Annotated in this window: 27 protein-coding genes; all 27 read right to left on the bottom strand. The window is 58.5% G+C overall.

Features of this window, described 5'->3' with window-relative positions:
- Positions 1 to 2: 2 nt before the first annotated feature.
- Positions 3 to 413, bottom strand: a complete 411-nt coding sequence (locus tag C5748_RS17105) for a DUF6950 family protein (RefSeq protein ID WP_105743148.1) — start codon at positions 411 to 413, stop codon at positions 3 to 5.
- Complete coding sequence (locus C5748_RS17100; RefSeq protein ID WP_105743147.1) at positions 410 to 1,039, bottom strand: hypothetical protein; 630 nt, start codon at positions 1,037 to 1,039, stop codon at positions 410 to 412. The genes C5748_RS17105 and C5748_RS17100 overlap by 4 nt, the downstream gene beginning before the upstream one ends.
- Complete coding sequence (locus C5748_RS17095; protein WP_105743146.1) at positions 1,039 to 1,698, bottom strand: hypothetical protein; 660 nt, start codon at positions 1,696 to 1,698, stop codon at positions 1,039 to 1,041. The genes C5748_RS17100 and C5748_RS17095 overlap by 1 nt, the downstream gene beginning before the upstream one ends.
- Positions 1,695 to 3,968 (bottom strand): phage tail length tape measure family protein, encoded by a 2,274-nt coding sequence (locus C5748_RS17090; protein WP_158259881.1) that lies wholly within the window; start codon positions 3,966 to 3,968, stop codon positions 1,695 to 1,697. The genes C5748_RS17095 and C5748_RS17090 overlap by 4 nt, the downstream gene beginning before the upstream one ends.
- Positions 3,969 to 4,311: 343 nt before the next feature.
- Positions 4,312 to 4,512: a phage tail assembly chaperone gene (locus tag C5748_RS17085; RefSeq protein WP_105743271.1), complete on the bottom strand. Its 201-nt coding sequence runs from the start codon at positions 4,510 to 4,512 to the stop codon at positions 4,312 to 4,314.
- Entirely contained in the window at positions 4,509 to 4,865 is a 357-nt protein-coding gene (locus tag C5748_RS17080; protein ID WP_105743144.1) for a hypothetical protein, read from the bottom strand. Before C5748_RS17080 ends, C5748_RS17085 begins: the two co-directional genes overlap by 4 nt.
- Positions 4,866 to 4,868: 3 nt before the next feature.
- Positions 4,869 to 5,273, bottom strand: a complete 405-nt coding sequence (locus C5748_RS17075) for a phage tail tube protein (RefSeq protein ID WP_342588368.1) — start codon at positions 5,271 to 5,273, stop codon at positions 4,869 to 4,871.
- Between the two features lie 90 nt (positions 5,274 to 5,363).
- Positions 5,364 to 5,762 (bottom strand): DUF3168 domain-containing protein, encoded by a 399-nt coding sequence (locus C5748_RS17070; protein ID WP_105743142.1) that lies wholly within the window; start codon positions 5,760 to 5,762, stop codon positions 5,364 to 5,366.
- Positions 5,762 to 6,202, bottom strand: a complete 441-nt coding sequence (locus C5748_RS17065; protein ID WP_158259880.1) for an HK97 gp10 family phage protein — start codon at positions 6,200 to 6,202, stop codon at positions 5,762 to 5,764. Before C5748_RS17065 ends, C5748_RS17070 begins: the two co-directional genes overlap by 1 nt.
- 173 nt (positions 6,203 to 6,375) lie before the next feature.
- The gene (locus C5748_RS17055; RefSeq protein WP_105743139.1) at positions 6,376 to 6,726 is read right to left on the bottom strand and encodes a phage head closure protein; all 351 of its coding nucleotides are present in this window, start codon (positions 6,724 to 6,726) and stop codon (positions 6,376 to 6,378) included.
- Positions 6,727 to 6,742: 16 nt separating this feature from the next.
- Positions 6,743 to 7,516, bottom strand: coding sequence for a hypothetical protein (locus C5748_RS17050; protein ID WP_105743138.1), 774 nt, complete (start codon positions 7,514 to 7,516; stop codon positions 6,743 to 6,745).
- Positions 7,517 to 7,519: 3 nt separating this feature from the next.
- On the bottom strand, positions 7,520 to 8,050 hold the full coding sequence (locus tag C5748_RS17045; RefSeq protein WP_105743137.1) for a hypothetical protein: 531 nt from the start codon (positions 8,048 to 8,050) through the stop codon (positions 7,520 to 7,522).
- Positions 8,051 to 8,079: 29 nt separating this feature from the next.
- Positions 8,080 to 8,661, bottom strand: a complete 582-nt coding sequence (locus C5748_RS17040) for a head-tail connector protein (protein WP_105743136.1) — start codon at positions 8,659 to 8,661, stop codon at positions 8,080 to 8,082.
- Positions 8,661 to 8,825: a hypothetical protein gene (locus tag C5748_RS28240; protein ID WP_158259879.1), complete on the bottom strand. Its 165-nt coding sequence runs from the start codon at positions 8,823 to 8,825 to the stop codon at positions 8,661 to 8,663. The genes C5748_RS17040 and C5748_RS28240 overlap by 1 nt, the downstream gene beginning before the upstream one ends.
- Before the next feature lie 63 nt (positions 8,826 to 8,888).
- On the bottom strand, positions 8,889 to 10,157 hold the full coding sequence (locus C5748_RS17035; protein WP_105743135.1) for a phage major capsid protein: 1,269 nt from the start codon (positions 10,155 to 10,157) through the stop codon (positions 8,889 to 8,891).
- Between the two features lie 45 nt (positions 10,158 to 10,202).
- Positions 10,203 to 10,796 (bottom strand): HK97 family phage prohead protease, encoded by a 594-nt coding sequence (locus C5748_RS17030; RefSeq protein ID WP_158259878.1) that lies wholly within the window; start codon positions 10,794 to 10,796, stop codon positions 10,203 to 10,205.
- Positions 10,786 to 11,994, bottom strand: a complete 1,209-nt coding sequence (locus C5748_RS17025) for a phage portal protein (protein ID WP_158259877.1) — start codon at positions 11,992 to 11,994, stop codon at positions 10,786 to 10,788. The genes C5748_RS17030 and C5748_RS17025 overlap by 11 nt, the downstream gene beginning before the upstream one ends.
- Before the next feature lie 86 nt (positions 11,995 to 12,080).
- Positions 12,081 to 13,811, bottom strand: a complete 1,731-nt coding sequence (locus C5748_RS17020) for a terminase large subunit (protein ID WP_105743132.1) — start codon at positions 13,809 to 13,811, stop codon at positions 12,081 to 12,083.
- The gene (locus tag C5748_RS17015; protein WP_105743131.1) at positions 13,811 to 14,236 is read right to left on the bottom strand and encodes a hypothetical protein; all 426 of its coding nucleotides are present in this window, start codon (positions 14,234 to 14,236) and stop codon (positions 13,811 to 13,813) included. The genes C5748_RS17020 and C5748_RS17015 overlap by 1 nt, the downstream gene beginning before the upstream one ends.
- Positions 14,237 to 14,470: 234 nt before the next feature.
- Positions 14,471 to 14,704 (bottom strand): hypothetical protein, encoded by a 234-nt coding sequence (locus C5748_RS17010; protein ID WP_105743130.1) that lies wholly within the window; start codon positions 14,702 to 14,704, stop codon positions 14,471 to 14,473.
- Entirely contained in the window at positions 14,701 to 14,889 is a 189-nt protein-coding gene (locus C5748_RS17005) for a hypothetical protein (RefSeq protein ID WP_105743129.1), read from the bottom strand. The genes C5748_RS17010 and C5748_RS17005 overlap by 4 nt, the downstream gene beginning before the upstream one ends.
- Before the next feature lie 23 nt (positions 14,890 to 14,912).
- A complete protein-coding gene (locus C5748_RS28950; RefSeq protein ID WP_245581842.1) occupies positions 14,913 to 15,413 on the bottom strand; it encodes a hypothetical protein in 501 nt (166 codons plus the stop codon).
- A gap of 333 nt (positions 15,414 to 15,746) precedes the next feature.
- Complete coding sequence (locus tag C5748_RS16990) at positions 15,747 to 15,986, bottom strand: hypothetical protein (RefSeq protein ID WP_105743127.1); 240 nt, start codon at positions 15,984 to 15,986, stop codon at positions 15,747 to 15,749.
- A gap of 2 nt (positions 15,987 to 15,988) precedes the next feature.
- Entirely contained in the window at positions 15,989 to 16,390 is a 402-nt protein-coding gene (locus tag C5748_RS16985) for a hypothetical protein (protein WP_105743126.1), read from the bottom strand.
- Positions 16,387 to 16,638, bottom strand: coding sequence for a hypothetical protein (locus tag C5748_RS16980; protein WP_146119552.1), 252 nt, complete (start codon positions 16,636 to 16,638; stop codon positions 16,387 to 16,389). Before C5748_RS16980 ends, C5748_RS16985 begins: the two co-directional genes overlap by 4 nt.
- A gap of 139 nt (positions 16,639 to 16,777) precedes the next feature.
- Positions 16,778 to 17,029 (bottom strand): hypothetical protein, encoded by a 252-nt coding sequence (locus C5748_RS16975; protein WP_105743124.1) that lies wholly within the window; start codon positions 17,027 to 17,029, stop codon positions 16,778 to 16,780.
- A 15-nt stretch (positions 17,030 to 17,044) separates the two neighbouring features.
- Positions 17,045 to 17,176 carry a hypothetical protein gene (locus C5748_RS29235; protein ID WP_280953488.1) on the bottom strand — a complete coding sequence of 44 codons (132 nt, stop codon included), beginning with the start codon at positions 17,174 to 17,176 and terminating at the stop codon, positions 17,045 to 17,047.
- Between the last annotated feature and the right edge of the window lie 544 nt (positions 17,177 to 17,720).

Here is a 17,720-nt window from a genome sequence, read left to right as displayed (position 1 = left end):
GATTATCCTACCCGGTATGCTTTCACGGCATCGGTGACGGGAACGGACCCCAAGCCTTCGGGGCCAATGAAGACGATGCGCTCGCCAATGACGACGCCGAGCGCCCAGCCTGTTGCATCAGAACGGATCGCGGCCAGATCGCCGGCACTCGCCAATGAGGGCGCAATCTCTTCGAAATGCGCCGCGGCGAGTTGCGTCAGATCATCGAAGCCGGCACGCTTCAGCGTGGAGAGTGCCCCTTTAGCCGTCCGGTACCTTGTCGAATATGCGGCGGTAGTATCCTTGCCGGTGACGGCCAGAACACAACGCGCAGCGAACGTGCAGCAGTCATTCGTTCCCCACGCGAACGGCATCATACGGGACCGGTCGAGTTCCGCATTGAGGCGCGTGCGCCATCCGAATTCCCGGCTCACTTGATCGCCTCTTTCTTCTGACCCCAGAACTGCTTTCTGGACGCCATCGCAGACGTGTACTGATAAAAACGATCCCCGGCGTTCCGAAGCTTCTGGCTTTCGTCGGAGCGCTTGTCCGTCGATGCCCTGTCAAGTTCCTGCGCATGGTTCCGACAGCGCAGCGTCAGCGTGCTTTCCTCACCTTCCGCGCCAGTTATGATCGGCTGCTCATCGACGCGCCCGACAAAGCGGATTGCAGCCGGTTCGATGAGGTTCATCGTGTCGGGGTCATAAGTGCCCCGCCATATCTGGATTTCCGCCTGACGGGCATCGTAGAGACGCACTGCCTGCTCAACGGCGGGGTGAAGCTGTGTCATCTTGACGTCAACGGTGCGATACATGACGTCGTTCACCATGGCGATGTCGCTGATATCGATCAGCGAAACCGCACCGGTGAAGATGCGAACGACCGTCACGCCGGTAATGCCGTCGACCACGGGCGCGTTGATCGTGCCGACGTCCGACCAGAAGCCGGCGGACTCCTGCGCGCCGGTATCGCGGCGCTTGCCGACCAGCCATAGGAAATCACGGTCCTCGACCACGCGCGCCGAGCGCGCGGCCTGAACCTGCGGTGAGATATTGCGCATCAGAGTACCTGCAGCCCTTGAAACGAAACGGTGCCCCGCCCGGTGTTGAGATCAGCCGGCGCAGAGACAGAGCCGGGAACGATCATCATCAGGCATCGAGGGCGAACGAGGCGGACGGCAGTGCCGACGACGGCGCCAGGCCGGATATGCGGCCTCACCTCAAACTCTGGCGTCACGCCGCCGGCGCTGGCCGTCACGGTCTCCTCGATGCGGTGAAGCGCATAGCTCGGATCGGGACCGTACTGGAAAGACAGCATGTCGCCTTCGGACGGCTTATACCCTTCAGGCACTCCGGCCAGCGTCATCGCCTTGTTATTGGCGTTGAGCGTGTTGATCGTGGCCGTCAGCCCGTTGAAAGCGGGACCGGTCGGCCAGGAGCCATTCGGATAGAGGATCGGATAGCACCGGGACATCGAATAGCCCCAGAACAGCCGCGATGCATCCTCGAGCGCCTCCATGCGCGCCCGCCAGCGGTCCAGATCGTTCGGGCGCAGTGAGATCGTCTGCGCCGTCAGCGTCCATAGCGGAGTGTTGCGCCGCTTGACGATCGTCGATCCGCCCTGACTGCGCGCCGTCTGATCCCGGCGCATCAGCCGGAAATCGGTGGTCCATCCCGGAAAGCCGTCGAGGATGTCGACAATGTCGGAAAGAGCCATCATCGCTGCCTCTTTCCGGCGTACTGGTTGACGAGGGTCGGAAGCGCTTTAACGTTGTTCTGCGCGACGGCCGCCGATGCCTGCCGATCGCTGACCGAAACGACGAACGGCATGAGATTGCCGGATTTGTCGACATCGACGCCGACCGTGACATGGACATTCGAGCGATTGGCATTCGCCGCGGCGAGCGACTTCATCGACGGCACATTGGGGAGAACCTGGCTTCCACCGGGGAGCTTGATCAGTTCCGGCCCACGCTCACCCACAAGCGACAAGCCGCCCTTTGCGAAGCCGGTGCCATTGGCGTACATGCCGCCGCCGCTCGCGAAGCTCTTGGCCAACTGCCCACTATTCGAGAAGGCAGATCCTCCTCCGCCAAAAAGCGACCCGAAGATTCCAAGCATCCCGGAGTTTGAAAGGCTCGCGAAGAAATCAGAGTACGCACCCTTGCCGGTCAAGGCGGACTTGACGATCTCGATGGCCAGCTTCTTGAAGGCGTCGGCGGCGTCTTCGGTTCCGGCGATGACATTTCCCATTGCGTCAAGCGCATCAGAGCTCAACTGATCAATTCCATCGTTGAAATCCTGTTGCGCCTTATTGAGTTTCTTCTGGCTTTCCTCGAGCTCTGCATTTCTCGTTGCAAGGGCCGCGATTTCCTGGCCTGCTTTGCTGTTGATGTCGACGCCGGCCCGTTTCAACTCGTTATAAACGCGCTGCACTACGGCAGAGCGCGCGAGCTGTTCCTGCTCGAATTTCAGGCTGGCAATGACATCATCAATTGCCTTCTTTTCCTTCTCCGCATCAGTGAGCTTCGTGCGCGTGGATTTTGGCTTTTCCGGTGCGATGCTTTCGCGGTTGGGCTTTTCTCCCGGAACCGGCATCTGTGATGCCCGAATGCGGCCGAGCGCCTTCTGCAACTCATTGGCGGCCTTGATGCGGTTTTCCATGCTGCCATCGTTCCGGACGGCTTCGTCATAGGCCTTATAGGCGCGTTCGCTGTCGCCAAGTGCAGGTACAGCAATCCCGGCTAGCTCCTCCAGCGCCTTCTTGACGGCATTGATCTTCCCCACCTGTTCAGACGCGATGTCGCCAAGCAATCCAAGTGCCGCATTGACGCCTGGAATTGCTCTTGCCGCCTTCACCGATGCATCGTCCAATTCGCTGATAGCCTTGGCTTCATCGCGAATGTTCTGAGGGATGGAAGTATCGTTTGCGATCTTTGACATCGCCTCCCGGAATGCCAATAGGTCAGGTTTTCCCTGACGTATCGAAGCATTGAGATCCGAGAATGCATGCTGCATATCCCTCGCAGCAGCAGGGAAATCCTTAAAGCTTGGCGCCAGTTCAGTCAGCAGCCCTGGGCCGAAGGATGCAACCCGCGATGCCTCCTCTCCGGCCACCTGATAAAATTCAGAAAGTTGATCCTTAAGCGCCCGAATTTGAGACGCGGCATCCTCAGTTCTGAAGGACTGAATGAGGTTCCCGAAGTCGCCGTATTGCTGCTTGACCAGTGCGATGCTTTCGGCGTGCTGCTGGAAGAGGACGGTAAGGTCTTTGGTTTTCTTGCCGGTTGCTATGTACTGGTACAGCGCCGCACCAGCTGCGACCACACCTATCGTGACAAGAGAGACTGGATTGACAATGGATGCGAAGGCCGCGCCGATACCCGCAATCACCTCGCGGCCCTTTCCCATCTGGTTGAAGACGGCGGATAGCTGCGTTCCCTGCTGCAGTGCGATTTGAACCGGCGACATCCCCATGGCGGACGTAACGGCGATATCTTGAAATTGAGCGGCAATGTTCGACGTATTGAAGTTGCTCCCGCCAAGCGCCGGTGAGCGCCTGGCCGATAACACTGCGGAATTTCGCTGCTTAATCGCAGAGATGCTTTCCAGTGTCGCCCTACGCTCGCGCTGGATCGCTGACGTCATTTCGTCGGCAGAAATGGCCCCCACACGGTGGGCCTGCTGAATGCTAACGACAGACGCCTTATATTCGTTGATGGCGGCAAACACCGGATTGTACTTTGCCCGGAGCTTTTCCAACTCCGCGCCCTGCCCCGCCAGTACGCCGTTCCATTCCTTGGCGGATTTTGTCCCGATACCGACCATCGCATTGATGCGGGACTGCATCGAGGTTGTGATCGACCGGTCAATACCTTTTCCGGCATTATCGAACTGCTTCTGGATTTCATTGGAGGAAGTGGCGATAGCGCCTTCCACCTTCTTCAAGCTTCGGCGGAGCGCCGCAACGTCGGCGCTGATGCTCAGCACCAGATCGTCAGTCTTGTCTGCCATGGGTTGTCATCCTATAAGGAACCCCGCGCGAAGAGGGATTTGGGGGACAGTGATGAATGCTTTGAAGACGACGAAACGCCTTACAGACACGGGAAAATTTGGCGCTGCCCTGCTAATTGCTTGCCCGGTCATTGGCTGGTCTGCATGGCGGATCGCTGCTCATGTCGTACATGCAGGCGCGCGAGGCGCTGAAAACCGGCTAATTGTTGCTGAAGTTGTGGTTGGCCTAATGATAGCTGCCACGCTGGCCGGCATCATTATGCTTTGCGTCGGTCTTCAGACGGTCTCACACGGAAGCAGGGAGGAGGGTTAGGCACCCTCATCCATATTTTGCCAGCAGTGCATCAATTTCATCTTTAGACGGCGCTGCCGCCTTTGACTTCTCGATGCCTTTGGCTTCGCAATATCCGTCTATCGCAATAACCAGTTCACTGAGCGTTGAACGCCAGAATACGTCCGGCGTCCATCTCAGTGCGCCGTAGGCAATCTCCTGCCACTGCCGCCAAGGGAGGAGATCTATTTTTTCCCCTCGGCGGCCCCGGCGTTTCCCTCGTCATCCTCAAAATGATGGGATAGCGCCCTGGCAAACGCTTCTGCGATGGCCGCAAAATGCTTCAGCTTTAACTTTTCCAGCGCTTTCGCGGGTTCGCCCCGCACGGTCAATGAGGGGATCGCTGCACGGGTTGCGGCAACCTCCGCGCCTGATAGCCTCGTAAAGAGATCCTGAATGGATTTGCACTCAAGCCGCGTCGATAGGACCGACAGCCCCTCCATCTCAGCGGCAATGACAAGCGGGACATCGCCCACCCATAGAGCAACCTCACCACGCGCCCCGTTTACTGGCAGCGGGAATTCGCGTTCTTTCTCAGCCATCGCTTAAACCTCCGCCGTGAAGGCCAGCGGGCCGGCTGCGCCGAAAGTTGCGCTGAACTCCATATTGCCCTCCATCTCGCCGGAGAACTCGAATTCGGAGACCATCCACGACCCGGCATATTCACCGTCCCCTGGCACGATCACCTCGGCATTGAAAACGGTTCCACCGCGGACGTGCCCCATCAGGATTGCTTGGGTACCGCCACTGACGAATGCACCCGTCCCGGAGAACGTCCGGTTGACAATACCCGGCTCAATGGTTCGCTGAACTGCATCGCCGGGGCTGAGGCAATTCGGAATGGTCGTATCGACTTCCGAAGCAGACAGGTTGAAAGTCTGCGTTTTGAACCCGCAAAGATTTGCGAACACCTCGGTTTCAGCGCCGTCACCAATCTTGATGAGCAGCAAGCGGCCTTTCTGTTGGGGCATGAGAACGTCCTTTCATGACAAGAAACCCCGCTGAAGGCGAGGTGTTGGAAGGCAGGAATGTGAGCGCAGTTATTCGTTGATGAACGCGACGAACCGAACGACGCTGTGCGTGGTCAGTCCGTCCGGATCAAAGAACGTCGGGGTATCGAGGTGCTGGAACCCGGTCATCACGAAGGACGGGAGGGCTCCAGGCCAATTATGCAACGACTTGGTGATCGCATAGGTCACGTTGTGGGCTTCTGGCTTGCCGACCGCGCGCGACCAGACATCGAGGTCGACATGGATTTCATAGCCGCTGATGCACTGAGCATCATCGCGGATGATATCGAAATTGCCGAACGCCACATACGGAAACTCGGCATTCTCCGGAACACGGTCATACACGCGATCCGCGATCAGCACCGACACTGTGGCATCTGACAAAAGCCTGGCGTAGATCGCCTCTTGCAATTCGAGTGATGGCGACATTACCAATTCGCGTCCTTGACCACTTGGTTGATGACCCTCCGCATCTTGCGGAGCGCCTTGGGCTTGAACGCTCGCCAGGTCGGAAAGATGTGTGGCAGTCGCGGCCCTAAGCCGTTATAGCGCCCGGTCGTTTTCTGTGTTCTCGGCCCCGTGCCGAACTCCAGCCAGCGCCAAATGTATTCGGCGAAAATCCCGGTCGCATTGGTGTCCTTAGACGCGCGCTGCCCGAAGACGGATTTCTTTTGGCGGTTGGAGAGTTTGTCCCCCTGAATGCTCGCCTTGTAATCGCCATCCCCAGGGGCGCGGGCCGCAATCCGGCGCGCCCCTTCTTGGGCAAGCTCTAGCTGAACTTTTTCGAGCTTGACTTCCAAGTTCGGGACGAGCGCATTCAGCCGGCGCGTGACGGCCTCACGCCCGAGTACTTTTGTTTTCAGTGCCATTGATCGTCCTCGGGCGTTGGGTTCTCTCCGCCTTCCCTGCCTCGACAGCAGCGTTGGCACACCGGGTTGGGACAAGTCCGACATACCCGGCCGGGAAAACCTTGGTCCATGTGTTGTTGAACTCCGGGGGAGACCAGCGAAACCGTTCTATAAATCGCACCCAAGGCATCCCATCACCCCGTCGCCACGCCGCTCTCACAAAGCAGCGATATGAAGGCGCGATCGACTTCTTGCGTGACGTCGCGCACGTTGAAGGACTTTCCGGCATGAACATCCCGAAGCTGCCAGCCCGCGGTTATTTGCCGGGTGAGAGAAGTTTCCCGAACGATGACGACTTGCAGGTGTTTTCCCGTCAGGCGACTTGCCATGACGCTTTCGCCGCCGCGCAGATGCCGGTACGCGGCGCGGCACTGAAACTGTTCGACAAATTTGCCGATCGTGTTCCCGGCCCCGTCATTGGCGTTCTCGCGCTTGTCGAGAGCTACCCGGTAATAGAGATCCCCGGCACTGATTTGTTTGGTCATGTGGGTGCGCTCCCCGTTAGCTCGCTACAAGGCCGGTAATGACGCCATCGGCGTTCACCTGCGGCGTGACTTTCGTGTCGTAGGTCCCTGTCAATGGAATGGTCAGACCAACGCCGTCCTGCACGATGCCGACGTTTGCGGGGAGCTTCGCCGGCTGAAGCGCGCCCTGGTCGACATGGAGGGTGCCGCTTATGGAAACCTCGCCTCCCGCCGTCTCGATCGAAACCGAAAGCCCATCGGCAATAACGCGCAGCGTAGGCGAATTAAGCTCGATTATCAGGATGTTGTTGCCGACGCGGGCGAGCGTATTGAATGCTCCATCGCCGTTCCACTGATTGAGCAGCAGCGTATCTTGATCTTTCACGATCGTTGACAACCCGCTGAGGGAAATCCCCTTTAGCTCGTTCGTGTCAGCGGCAACCAATGACTTGCCGGTGTCCAGCGTGCCTTCGGTATTGTTGAGCAGGTTGACATCAGCACCATTTCCGAGAACGTCGAACAGCGCATCCAACACGGTGCCGGCGAGGATCCCGTTGGAGACTGCAGATGATCCGCTTGCCCTGCTGACGTTGCTCGCATTGTAGACGGATACAGGGGTTTGCCCGTCAGTCGCCATCGCGACGGCAGGAGGGAGCCCGACAGTCACATCCTTCGTGACTGGATCAACCGAGACAAGCGCCGGATATGTCGGCTCGTTGGCATTTGCCGTGACGGTGACGATATCGCCAGTCGCGATGATCTCGCCATCGGAAGGCACCCCACCCAGATTGGAAACAGCCTTGACGCCCATGGTTCAGGTCCCCTTGCCGGTGGTCGCGTAGACAGTCGATGTGCCGGCGCTGATCGCCGCCATGTGCGTATGAGCGGCGGTCACGCTGAAAACAACAGATGTTCCCGGATTGACCGGCGTTCCAGTCGTCACGGTCGCGGCAACGGTCCCGTCCCCGAACTCGATAAAGGAAAGATCGCCGCCGGCGCCGTTCGTCACCATCACCTGACCATCTTGCACCGAGGAGAGAGCCACGTTCGCCGAGGCGTTGGTTGCAGCGATGTTCACCGTTCCGGATGCATTGGGCGCGAATGGGGCGCCCCCCGCGATCTCGACGGGAATTGGGTTCGCATCGCTGGCGATCGTCGATCCATCCTTGCCGGAGATCGGCAGGCTGTCCGTGACGGTATTGCCGCCGACCTCAGTTATATTGCTGGCGCCAGCGCCACCGCCTCCGGCGGTTTCTGTGGCGACGACCTCGGCGTGTGTGCCATCGCCCATATCCTTGAGCAGCTTGAAGACGCCATTGGCGACGGCATATTTCTGATCAGCCATTTCGGCCTCCTGAAGAATGATTGACCCAGCTAAGCGGCAACGTGCGCGCGCCGGTATTCCTGAAGAATGTATTCGACGCCGAACGGCAGATCGGAAACCGTGCCCTCGATCACCGCATCTCGGTTCTTGAACCGGTGCGCCACGATTAGGCAGACGACATCGACCAGATCAGGCGGGACATCTGCGACTTCGGTGCCGAGCTCGTAATCAACTTTGACAGCGCCGATGACACCACGGGTTGACGGCCACGATTTGCTATAGGCCGGCTCGACGCGGACAGGCTCGCTGTCGAGATCGGCGTGATAGTCCGTCGCAGGAAGCGTTTGTGAAAAGCCGTCGGCGTCGATGTAGGAAATCGACTTTATGCCCTTGATCGGAGCGCCTGGCAGGATAATGCGACATGGGAAGCAGTCCATGGACTTCCGCCACGTCTGGGGCAGCATGGCGTATCCGACGCCGGAAGGTCCGTCGATACGCGCGATTGCGCCCAAGACCAAAGCCGGGAGAAGGTTGTCATCATCCGGAGCGTCGATGCGCACCCTTGCCTTGATCTGCTCGAGAGTGAGCAATTCGGCTGTCGGCTTGGCAATGACGGATACGCCTTGCCACATTATTTCACCGCCTTTTCGGCGTCATCGCGCTTGGTCGCAGTCTCGCGCGGCTCGTTCCGCACTAGGCTGGCGCGCTTGGTCTTGACGAGGATATCAGCCTCCTCGACAGGCACGCTGCGCACATCACCACTCAAATGCAGCTTAACTTTCACGAATTTCGACATTTCACTTCTCCTTTGGTTCATAGAGCGGGCGACCGAAGCCGCCCGCCTTGATGAGCCAAACGATTAGGGCTGGATCAGATGCTTGACGGCGCGACCGTCGAGGAGTTCGCCGTCGAGGCGCAGGAAGGCGATAAAGCCAACCTGAAGGCTATCCATGTAGCGTTCGCGCAGGGTGATCATCTGCATCTGGCCGACGCGGCGAACCACATACTTGTTGTGGTCCCCGAAAATGACCGTCTTGTTACCGGTCGCGATGTCGGCCATCGCCTGGTTGATCTTGTAAGGCTTGCCGAGCAGCGTATCGGGCGCGCCCGTCTTCACATCGCCCATCTGCCAGAGATAGTTGCCGTCGCCATCCTTCAGCTTGCGAACCGATCCAAGCGTCTTGTCGTTGAACTGCCAGAAGCACCGCGGCGAGGACCGGTAGGCAGGATCAACGGAGTGCTGCAGATCGATAAGCTCATCGCACGTTATCGCGGCAGCGCCGGCGGCTGTGATGCCCAACGATGATGCGGTGACAATCCCATTCGGCTTATTGGTGCCGTCGCCGACCGTCAGAACATCGTTGCCGGTGCGGCCGAGGCGTTCGCCGAAAAGTTCGTTCAGCAAGCTGCCAAAATCGAAGAAGCTATCCTCCAGAAGTTCGATCGATACCTTCACGACGCCGGAGTCATAAAGATACGCGTTGAGCATTTTTTGCCCGAGCGCCACATCCTTACTTCCATCGTCGAGAACAGCACCGTTTTCGGTATGCTCCTCGCCACGCTGCGCCGTATCATCCGTAGTCGGCCAAGGGATCGGATTTCCGCTGGCCGTCCGATACTGTCGGGCGACATTCTCATCGAGCATGGGGCCCCAGGCGGCAAGCGCCTTGTCGATCTCGCCGGAAAATCCCTCCGGGATTGTGTAGCCGCCAGCAGTCCCCGGCGCAGTTGCCTGGGCGCGACGATCGATGTCCTTATCACTGCTGCGATTGTCCTTGAGGATATTGCGCTCCTCGATGGACAGTTCCGCCACGCCATAGCGCATCGCCTTGACGAAGACGTCCTTGTATTCAACGGACGGCTCGTCTTCGTTGCGGTTTTCACTGTTCGCACCCTTGGGGCGCCGGGAATCTCCCTCGTTGGCGCGCGCTTCCGCTTCCTCAAGTTTCTGGACGCGATCCATCCGCTCGCCGATCTTGTCGTGCTCGGCCATCATCGCATCAAATTCGCGCTCAATCTCCTCGCCGCGCTCCTCTGGCGTGTCATCCTTGATTTCATCGAGTTTCGCGCGGGCGTTGGTCGCAATACGCGCCTGCTGCTCACGCAGCTCTTTGAGCTGTTGTGCCATGGTATTTCTCCAATTTTCGGGAAGGTTGATAGGCAGCAGCAGGCGCTACTTGCCGTTCTCTCGCTCTTTCAGGGCGAGGTTCATTCGCATGCGGAGCCGCGTTTGCGCCGCATGGAAGTTTTGGGCCTTGCGCGTGGCGCGGTAGGCTTCGAGGCCGCGCAGGCCGATCTCTGTGCCGGAATATGCCGGGTCGGTGACGACTGACACGTCAAAGAGGTCGAGTTCATAGACGTGACGGATAGGGATTTCCCCGGTTTCGTCCCACTCTTGCCGGGTGGCGCGGAAAGCGAAAGACATCTTGTCGAGGTCGCCGCGCTTCATCTTCGGCACAATGCGCATGACGTCCGGATCCTGCGCGTCGAGCGTGGTGTCGATCTTCAACCCATGATCATCCTCAGAGAGAACAAGTGTTCCCTTGCCGGAGCGTGACCGTGCCAGCGGAAGGCCGGCATGGTTGATCAGAAACGACACATCGTCGCGCGTGATCGCCGCCCGGAAAGCGCCCGGATGGATAATCTCGCGGAAGTAATCGCCGATGTCGGCAGCCTGATTGAACACGGCCGCATAGCCTGAGACCTTCACCGTGTCCTCTTCGGCACGGATTTCAGCGGGCAAGCCGCCGCGAATTTCACGCTGCATTTTTGTTGTCTCCAGTGTCGTCATCGTCTTCGAGAGGCGGACCGCCATTATCGCCGATCCCGCGAGCCGGCATCTGCCCGAGCTTGTCGATCGGCAGCATCGCGCCCTGCATATGCAAGAGATCAGCGCCGCCGCCCTTCTTTGGCCTGTTCTCCATTTCGCGGGATTCGTCCGGCGTCATCTGGCCGGTGGAGATGGCGCGGGCATAGCCTTCCATGCGGGTCTTGAAGTCGCCGCGAAGCAGGCCGTCGACGTTCATCTCGACATACATGCGGTTGTTCGAACGCCCGAACAGCTTGAGGTTCAGTTCCTGCTCAAACTGCGTCACCCAGCGCCGGATGGTGTGCTTGACCAGGTGGAGATCCTGCTGCTCCGTATTGGAGAACGTCCCGTGGGTGAGGTCCTGCAGAAAGGTCGGCGGCATTGAATAGATCCGCGCGAACTGCTCGATAAGGAAGCGCTGCAGCTCCACCAATTGCATCTTCTCGGGGTCGGTGCCGAGTTGCTTGATCGTATGCCCCTCCGGGATGGAGAGAGCGAGCCGCTTTTCCTTTGCGGCCTTCTGGACAGCGCCGGCCAGATCATCGGCGGCGCGCTGCATTCCCCCAGGCGACTTGAAGGGTCCTTCAATTGCAAAGGGCGGAACGCCACCGTTCTGGAATATTTTCGAGCCGTATTTCGTCACCGCCTGCGCAAGCCCGATTACGTCCTTGTTGGTCGAGATGGGCGAGCGATGCCTTAGCCGATCGGACTTCAGCATGAATGGGATATCGATGATTTCCGCCGCTTCGTAGCGGTGAACCTTCTTTCCCCCATCCCTGTAATCGTAGAATGTGCGGCCCTCGATGCGCTTGACGGTCATCTGGCCTGGATCGAGCGGCCATATATTGATGACCTTTCTCAAGGCGTTGCGCTCGATGAAGGAATAGGCGCGGCCGCCCGTCAAAACCTGTTCGAAGGTGTATTTTCGCCAGTCGAACGAGGACGTTTCGTCGTTTGCGGCGTCGTGAAGGATCGGCCCTATCCCGCTTTTGATCCTTTTGCGGCCGTCGGTGGTCTTGGTGTAGGCGTGAAGCGGCAAACCGGCCAATGTTCCAGCGAGGAAATTGACCGCGGCCCAGATCGCCGGTACCCCAAGCGCGCTTTCGATAGTGACGATCTCACCGGATGCGGACGCTCCAAACGACCAGCCAAGCACATCGCTAACGTTCGATGCCGAAAGCGGGACCTTTGGGTCCTCAAGGGAGGTCCTATTTTCCCGGCGAAAACGATCAAAAAGGCCCATTATGCCACCGCAAATTTGAATTCAGGATCTTCCCAAGGCGAGGTAGGCTGTACCTTCGGCTGAGGGTTCCGGCTCATCATCGTGACCGCATCGAACAGCGCCATCACGACATCAATCTTCGCGTCACCGGCATTCTGTTTTGTGGCGCGGATGGCCGTAGCGGTCGGTTCGATCTTTAGATTGCCGACGCACCAGGCCATCAACTTCGATCCGCTATGCCGAAGCGTTTTCCGTGTCAGCCGACGCTCTGTCGTCTTGATGGCGTTCATCATCTGATAGCCTTGGGGCACGCCATCTAGGTTTCCGATCTCTTGATTGACGCCTATCCCGTCCAGTGCGTCGACCAGCTCGCCGAGGCCGGCCGGGTCAACGGCGACGGTCGCCAGCAATCCGCGCTGATTGATGTCTTCGACGATGTCAATGATTGCTGAGACGTCCTTCAGTTCGTCATCGACGATCGTCAGTTCGCCATCTTTCGCAAAGTCCTGCAGGGTGCTCGCTATCGACTGTCGGCGCTCCAGAACTCCCTTGTGGCACCACGCATGGCACCAGCAGAGCCATTCTTTGGTCACCCGGTGACGGCCGAGAACGACGAGACCGAACAGATCATCAAGGCCGCCGCCGTCAGCGCCAACCACGACCACCTCGCATTGCTCTAAAAGGCTATCCAGCGTCAGCTTCGGATCGGCGCGAGCGCCCCAGAAGTCAGCGCCCGGCCAGCGGTTCGCCCGAAGGTTCATGCCGATTTCGATATTCAGATGCTTGGCAAGGAAGGTCTGGGTTGTGTCCCCTTCTTCGTCCTGGCCGTTGTTGACCGCCGCCAGCTTTCGCTCCAGCCATTCCTTACGAACAGAACGCCCCATGTTCGGATTGGTCACATAGAAATTCTCGGCCCGAAGATACGCCTTCGTCTTGATCATATTTTCCGGATACTCGTAGAGCACCGGGAGAAACCTCGGATCCTCAATCTCGCCGTCACGTACTTTCCTGGCGTATTCCAGCTTCTCCTTAAACACCCCAGAGGGAAACGTATCCGACTGTGTCGTGACATAGATCACGAAGCCTTCAGGCCGGGAGATCAATCCGCCTGTGGCCTCTTGCAGCATCGCGGCTGCATTCGCCTTCTTGCCAAACAGCCACAACTCTTCGACCAGCACGAATGCAGCCTTCTTGCCGGCCGAAGTCGTGGAATCGGCAGACACGACCTTGAGAACCGCCATCGTCAGGCGGTGCGTGATCTGCTTTAGGTTGTCTTGGACGTGCAGTAGGTCGACCAGATCGGGGTCAGCCCTGACCATGTCCGCGGCTGGCTTGAATGAGTTATCCGCCACCTCCCGCGTCGGCGCCAGGATCAGCAGTTCTGCCGAATGTCGCCAATTCCTGATCAACGCTGTCAGCATGATGCCGGCGACGATGGTCGACTTGCCGTTCTTCTTGCTGATGAGGAGAAAGAACTCCTCTATCAGCCTTGTAGCGTTTTGAGCGTCATACGATCCAAAAACGGCGCGCACGAAGTCGAGCACGAAATCTTCGCTGACCTCCCCGAACGTCGGGTGTCTGGTTTCGCCGGTTTCCGGGTCGATGATTTGCGCCAGATCAACGACCTGAAGCGACTTGAATACCTCTAGTGCCGCCTCTGCTTCATCAGGAAACAACGGAGCGAACGGGATCAAAGACTGGCGGGCGACGATCCGCTCGCGCCAGTCAATGCATGCCGTCGACCATTGCATCAACGGTTATCAACAACCAGCTTCGGGGGCGTCGGAGGAGCGAACTTGCCGCCAACGGCCTTTGCTGCCGCCTTTTGCTCTTCCTTCTTGCCCAGCTTCGGAGCCCTTGTCTCACGCTGCTTCACGGATGCCGCGCCGCCGGCAGCCCGGCCCATCTCCTCGAGCTTCTTCAGGGCAGCGACGTTGCCGTCCCGGGCCGATCTGAACAGCAGACCGATAACTTCCTTCCGACGTTGAGCGTGACCATCGGCCAATTCGTCAGGGAAGTGCTTACGAAGGGTATCCGGGTCGATCCTAAGTGAACGAGCGATCGAGTTGTCGCTTTCGCCCACAAACTTCAACTCCTCGACGGTCTGACGGTCTTCAATTGAGGGGCGATACGGCGGCCGCCCTCCCCTGGAAGGGCTTTTCGGTTTTTCGGTCATATCAACCTTCCATCCGGAAATTTCGAACCGGGAAAAAAATTGTGTTCGTGGGAAGGACGCGGGTCTAGCGCCTCACCCCCTCTCTGCTTCGACCCCTCCCCCTCCCCTTTTGCCATCCGGTTGCCATCCAAAGGGGCGGTGCAGGGCCATGGAGAGACTTCCCCTCATCGAGAGGCCTTCAGCATTGATGCAGCTGTACGGGCTCCTATGGCCGAATGGTGGGCTGGGCTGGTCTCACCCTATCCTCACCCAAACGTTGCACTCTGTCCGATCAAGCATCATCGGCGCCTTGCCCACCATCTGAAGGGTCTTGCGCGTCTCGGACTTGGTGCACTGCCAGCGGTCTTTGCGGAGGTGGAAGGTATCGGCCGTCATCCGGTCATAGACGGCGATGACGAGAAACATGACGGCAGCGGCCAGTAAGGCGGCGAGGAGCCAGCCCAGCGAATAGATGATGGCGTCGATCACTCGCTACTCTCCGCAAGTGCGGAGTCGATCTGGACCGCGACATTCGCACCGCTAACCCATCCGGCAAGCTTGAATATCCATGTAGCCAGCGTCATCCGGAGGCCGAACATGCGAGGCATCCGCACACCGATGCGGATACTCGATAGCAGTTCAGCCCCGTCGATAATGATCTCATCCTTGGCCATGGGCGCTTCTCCGGTCGCCGTGGTCACTTGACGGGCGCGGCTAGATCGGCACCGTTGCCGTTGCTGTTGTCGAGCACGATGATGGGCGCGTCCTGCAGAGTAAGCCGCTGCTCATCAAACCATCGCGATTCCTTGCCCTCCTTCGGAGCAACGAGATACTGATCACAGCCGGTTATGTACGTGGCGCGGCCTGTCACAACGCCTGAAAGTCCGGTGATGATATCGCTGACGGTAGATCCTAATCTGATCATGGGGAGCGCCTTCCTTCTCTCTGTTTCACGTGTCTTGGTTTCGTGGGGGAGCGCCGGGCTGAATTCGATCCGCACTTCAAATGCATTCGGCCCACGCTGCATGTGCGTCACAAATGCCGTTACTTGAAGCGCATCAGGAACGATGTCTCCCTCGACTATGAGGGACAGGCAGCTGTCGCTATGCCTCGTGCCAACGATGGACACGTCAGCCGTAGCGAACAATGGGAGCAGGTAGGCCAGCACCTCTGGGTTTACGTCTAGTCGCGAACGCATGTGCGCCTCTCCATTCGCTGCTTGTCTCTGTCGTGGCACGGCTTGCATAAGGTCTGGAACGGACCGGACCAGAACAGCTCTTCGTCGCCGCGGTGCGGGGTTACGTGGTCGCATACGAGTTGCGAGCTATTCGGCTCCAGCAGCCAGCACATCTGGCAAGTGAAGCGGTCGCGCACGAGGATCGACATCCGGAGCTTCTGCCAACGTGCCGTCTTGTACCAGGCGCGCCATGCCTGGGTTTGATCCCGGAACCGTGAACGGTCGGCTTCGTCTACCGGTGCCCGGCGAAGCATCGGGGCGACCGTCCGCACCGATGGCTTGACAACCTTGATCTTAGCCACTGGTCGCGCTGGCGAGGATGTCGGCTTTGAGGCGCGCCACCTCGTCGCTCAGCGCTTGAATGCGATCGGCGGCAGCCTTGAACATCGCAGCATACGCATGCTCTGGAGTGTCGAACCCTTCACATTCACCGGAGAACGGGTTGAAGAAGTGATATCGCGACGCCGACGTGCCCACGTTGATAAATGTGACGTTTTCGGCATGCGATGCTGACGCAGTTTCTCTCGGTTTCATGTTCAATCCTCACACCTCACCACAGTCAGCACGTCATCCCCGAACAGATATACCTGCGAATAGCACCGCTTGGTTTTGACGCGGATAGGGATTGGCTGGAGGGTGAGCGGGCGCTCTGCTGAAAGCGTTATGGGCCGGTCGGGGTGCGGCACGGCGGCTTGAGCCATTGAGGCGATGCAGATCGCGGCGATGAATGCGGCGAGAGCGAGTAGCTTAGCGGTCATGCTGATTACCCCTAGTTTCTGGATAGCCAATGCTGCGGCGGAGCCAACGGCCCCAACGAGGCCCGCAACCACGATGACCAAATGCCACCCGTCACCGGTCAGTTCGTACAGCTTGGCATTCGCAAGGATCGACGACATGAAGGCGAACATCGCCGCCATGGCGGAAAGCTTCGCGCTCATGCGACCCCCCTCAACTGGCGCGCCGTGGCGGCGTAGATTTCGCTGGTATACCGCGCGGTGACTTCCTCGCTGATTTTGGTGAGTTCCGCCCGAAGTTCGGTGGTATCAACCTGCAGTGAGACGGTGCAGGCTCTTCCCTGCGTCGAGACCGGAGCGGTCATGCGGAACGTATCTGCTACTGCAACAGCCGGAACCACAGCAGCGAGAGGCGCGGCGCCGAGAAGTCCGAGAAATGTGCGTCTTTTCATGATGTTTCTACCCATTGGTGTATAAACCCCGTGGTCGGCGGCATATTTTGCGGGCTAATTCAACCGGAAGTAATGGCGCCGTTGATCGTGATATCCCCTGATTGAACAGTGATCACGGACGTACCGTCTGATAAGCGGTCTATCCGGCTGCCGGGCAGTCAAAGGCATCGACTTCTACGCTGCCAAGACGATTGATCAGATCTCGGGTTCCCCCATTGATCCAGTCTTGAAAGTCGTCGACGCGCGGATCATAGAGCGGAATACCCTTGATCCCGTCGAACTCACCGAACACCATGGGCTCACCTGGATTTGGGAGCACCGCGGCAACTGCCGGCACAGCAGCCGCGACGGGTGCAAGGCCGAGCATGCGAAGGAAGTATCTGCGTTTCATGACGATCTCCGATGACTAAACGATCTTGACGTGGTTCACGATGAAATAGATCAGCCACGCCAGACCACCGATGAGGCATGCAACGGCGCTGATCAGGCCAAAGATGGCGAGATAAAAGAGCATCGACAGGTCTGGCAGATTCCACATTGCGGGCCTCTCTCATTCGTTGATGTCGTTGAAGCTCTTGACGCGCGGAGCCTGGTCGTGTGCCCCATTGGCGAACACAACCACATCGCAATTCGCTATTTCCCGCTGCGCTCTCAGATCCCAGCCGCGATGGATGAAATCAGGAAGGCCGAAGGCTTTGACGGCAGAGTGGTATTCCTCACCACGGAAGCCTACGAAGTGGGTGCAAGGACGAAGTGTCAGGCGTCACCGCGCCAGATCGCATCAAGCACTTTGAGATCGTGTGGATTTGGAATGCCAAGCCCGATCCCATAAGAACCCCATTGGCGCGCCCAGCTATGAACTCGCCATGAGTGGCAGAGATATCGAAGATGGCGGATACCCCAGAGGCGCTTGATAAATCTCATGCACGGCTCCCATGGCGAATTGTTTTCGTGATACACAAAATGATTTATGTAGCACTTTTATTCTTGCATTCCGCACTTAATGTGATACATATAATCCCATGAAGATCACGTGGGATGAACCGAAGCGGCTGACAAACCTTACCAAGCACCGCTTGGAT

Origin of the sequence: Phyllobacterium phragmitis (assembly GCF_002980495.1) — a bacterium.
In the GTDB taxonomy this organism is placed as follows: domain Bacteria; phylum Pseudomonadota; class Alphaproteobacteria; order Rhizobiales; family Rhizobiaceae; genus Paramesorhizobium; species Paramesorhizobium phragmitis.
This window is presented reverse-complemented; position numbering and strand designations above follow the sequence as displayed.

Excerpts from the sequence above, each read along its gene's own strand:
- C5748_RS17100 (WP_105743147.1), bottom strand. The coding sequence starts at position 1,039 with ATGCGCAATATCTCACCGCAGGTTCAGGCCGCGCGCTCGGCGCGCGTG.
- C5748_RS17095 (WP_105743146.1), bottom strand. The coding sequence starts at position 1,698 with ATGATGGCTCTTTCCGACATTGTCGACATCCTCGACGGCTTTCCGGGA.
- C5748_RS17080 (WP_105743144.1), bottom strand. The coding sequence starts at position 4,865 with ATGGCTGAGAAAGAACGCGAATTCCCGCTGCCAGTAAACGGGGCGCGT.
- C5748_RS17070 (WP_105743142.1), bottom strand. The coding sequence starts at position 5,762 with ATGTCGCCATCACTCGAATTGCAAGAGGCGATCTACGCCAGGCTTTTG.
- C5748_RS17065 (WP_158259880.1), bottom strand. The coding sequence starts at position 6,202 with ATGGCACTGAAAACAAAAGTACTCGGGCGTGAGGCCGTCACGCGCCGG.
- C5748_RS17055 (WP_105743139.1), bottom strand. The coding sequence starts at position 6,726 with ATGACCAAACAAATCAGTGCCGGGGATCTCTATTACCGGGTAGCTCTC.
- C5748_RS17050 (WP_105743138.1), bottom strand. The coding sequence starts at position 7,516 with ATGGGCGTCAAGGCTGTTTCCAATCTGGGTGGGGTGCCTTCCGATGGC.
- C5748_RS17045 (WP_105743137.1), bottom strand. The coding sequence starts at position 8,050 with ATGGCTGATCAGAAATATGCCGTCGCCAATGGCGTCTTCAAGCTGCTC.
- C5748_RS17040 (WP_105743136.1), bottom strand. The coding sequence starts at position 8,661 with ATGTGGCAAGGCGTATCCGTCATTGCCAAGCCGACAGCCGAATTGCTC.
- C5748_RS28240 (WP_158259879.1), bottom strand. The coding sequence starts at position 8,825 with ATGTCGAAATTCGTGAAAGTTAAGCTGCATTTGAGTGGTGATGTGCGC.
- C5748_RS17035 (WP_105743135.1), bottom strand. The coding sequence starts at position 10,157 with ATGGCACAACAGCTCAAAGAGCTGCGTGAGCAGCAGGCGCGTATTGCG.
- C5748_RS17030 (WP_158259878.1), bottom strand. The coding sequence starts at position 10,796 with ATGCAGCGTGAAATTCGCGGCGGCTTGCCCGCTGAAATCCGTGCCGAA.
- C5748_RS17020 (WP_105743132.1), bottom strand. The coding sequence starts at position 13,811 with ATGCAATGGTCGACGGCATGCATTGACTGGCGCGAGCGGATCGTCGCC.
- C5748_RS17015 (WP_105743131.1), bottom strand. The coding sequence starts at position 14,236 with ATGACCGAAAAACCGAAAAGCCCTTCCAGGGGAGGGCGGCCGCCGTAT.
- C5748_RS17005 (WP_105743129.1), bottom strand. The coding sequence starts at position 14,889 with ATGGCCAAGGATGAGATCATTATCGACGGGGCTGAACTGCTATCGAGT.
- C5748_RS28950 (WP_245581842.1), bottom strand. The coding sequence starts at position 15,413 with ATGCGTTCGCGACTAGACGTAAACCCAGAGGTGCTGGCCTACCTGCTC.
- C5748_RS16990 (WP_105743127.1), bottom strand. The coding sequence starts at position 15,986 with ATGAAACCGAGAGAAACTGCGTCAGCATCGCATGCCGAAAACGTCACA.
- C5748_RS16985 (WP_105743126.1), bottom strand. The coding sequence starts at position 16,390 with ATGAGCGCGAAGCTTTCCGCCATGGCGGCGATGTTCGCCTTCATGTCG.
- C5748_RS16980 (WP_146119552.1), bottom strand. The coding sequence starts at position 16,638 with ATGAAAAGACGCACATTTCTCGGACTTCTCGGCGCCGCGCCTCTCGCT.
- C5748_RS16975 (WP_105743124.1), bottom strand. The coding sequence starts at position 17,029 with ATGAAACGCAGATACTTCCTTCGCATGCTCGGCCTTGCACCCGTCGCG.
- C5748_RS29235 (WP_280953488.1), bottom strand. The coding sequence starts at position 17,176 with ATGTGGAATCTGCCAGACCTGTCGATGCTCTTTTATCTCGCCATCTTT.